Raw genomic sequence first — 1,397 nt, forward strand, 5'->3', positions numbered from 1 at the left:
AGTCTGAGACCTGATGCCGAGCCGATTGTGGTGAAGTGGATGATCCTATGCTGTCGAGAAAAGCCTCTAGCGAGTTTCATGGCGGCCCGTACCCCAAACCGACTCAGGTGGTCAGGTAGAGAATACCGAGGCGTTCGGGTGAACTATGGTTAAGGAACTCGGCAAAATGCCCCCGTAACTTCGGGAGAAGGGGGGCCATTCCTGGTGATGAGTCTTGCACTCTGAGCTGGGGGTGGCCGCAGAGACCAGCGAGAAGCGACTGTTTACTAAAAACACAGGTCCGTGCGAAGCCGTAAGGCGATGTATACGGACTGACGCCTGCCCGGTGCTGGAACGTTAAGGGGACCGGTTAGCTTGGATTCGTCCGGGCGAAGCTGAGAACTTAAGCGCCAGTAAACGGCGGTGGTAACTATAACCATCCTAAGGTAGCGAAATTCCTTGTCGGGTAAGTTCCGACCTGCACGAATGGCGTAACGACTTCTCGACTGTCTCAACCATAGGCCCGGTGAAATTGCATTACGAGTAAAGATGCTCGTTTCGCGCAGCAGGACGGAAAGACCCCGGGACCTTTACTATAGCTTGATATTGGTGTTCGGTTCGGCTTGTGTAGGATAGGTGGGAGACTTTGAAGCAGCAACGCCAGTTGTTGTGGAGTCGTCGTTGAAATACCACTCTGGTCGTGCTGGATGTCTAACCTGGGTCCGTGATCCGGATCAGGGACAGTGTCTGGTGGGTAGTTTAACTGGGGCGGTTGCCTCCTAAAGAGTAACGGAGGCGCCCAAAGGTTCCCTCAGCCTGGTTGGCAATCAGGTGTTGAGTGTAAGTGCACAAGGGAGCTTGACTGTGAGACTGACGGGTCGAGCAGGGACGAAAGTCGGGACTAGTGATCCGGCGGTGGCTTGTGGAAGCGCCGTCGCTCAACGGATAAAAGGTACCCCGGGGATAACAGGCTGATCTTCCCCAAGAGTCCATATCGACGGGATGGTTTGGCACCTCGATGTCGGCTCGTCGCATCCTGGGGCTGGAGTAGGTCCCAAGGGTTGGGCTGTTCGCCCATTAAAGCGGTACGCGAGCTGGGTTTAGAACGTCGTGAGACAGTTCGGTCCCTATCCGCTGTGCGCGTAGGAGTGTTGAGAAGGGCTGTCCCTAGTACGAGAGGACCGGGACGGACGAACCTCTGGTGTGCCAGTTGTCCTGCCAAGGGCATGGCTGGTTGGCTACGTTCGGGAGGGATAACCGCTGAAAGCATCTAAGCGGGAAGCCTGCTTCGAGATGAGCACTCCCACCTCCTTGAGAGGGTAAGGCTCCCAGTAGACGACTGGGTTGATAGGCCGGATATGGAAGCCCTGTAAGGGGTGGAGTTGACCGGTACTAATAGGCCGAGGGCTTGTCCTCAG

The 1,397-nt window shown here is 56.0% G+C and carries 1 rRNA gene (cut by a window edge); it reads left to right on the forward strand.

Features of this window, described 5'->3' with window-relative positions:
* Nucleotides 1–1,395 (forward strand): 23S ribosomal RNA (locus tag ACFXHB_RS44570); it begins 1,642 nt to the left of the window's first position.
* Nucleotides 1,396–1,397: the final 2 nt, after the last annotated feature.

The sequence above is a fragment of the Kitasatospora sp. NPDC059327 genome, from assembly GCF_042752535.1.
In the GTDB taxonomy this organism is placed as follows: Bacteria; Actinomycetota; Actinomycetes; order Streptomycetales; family Streptomycetaceae; genus Kitasatospora.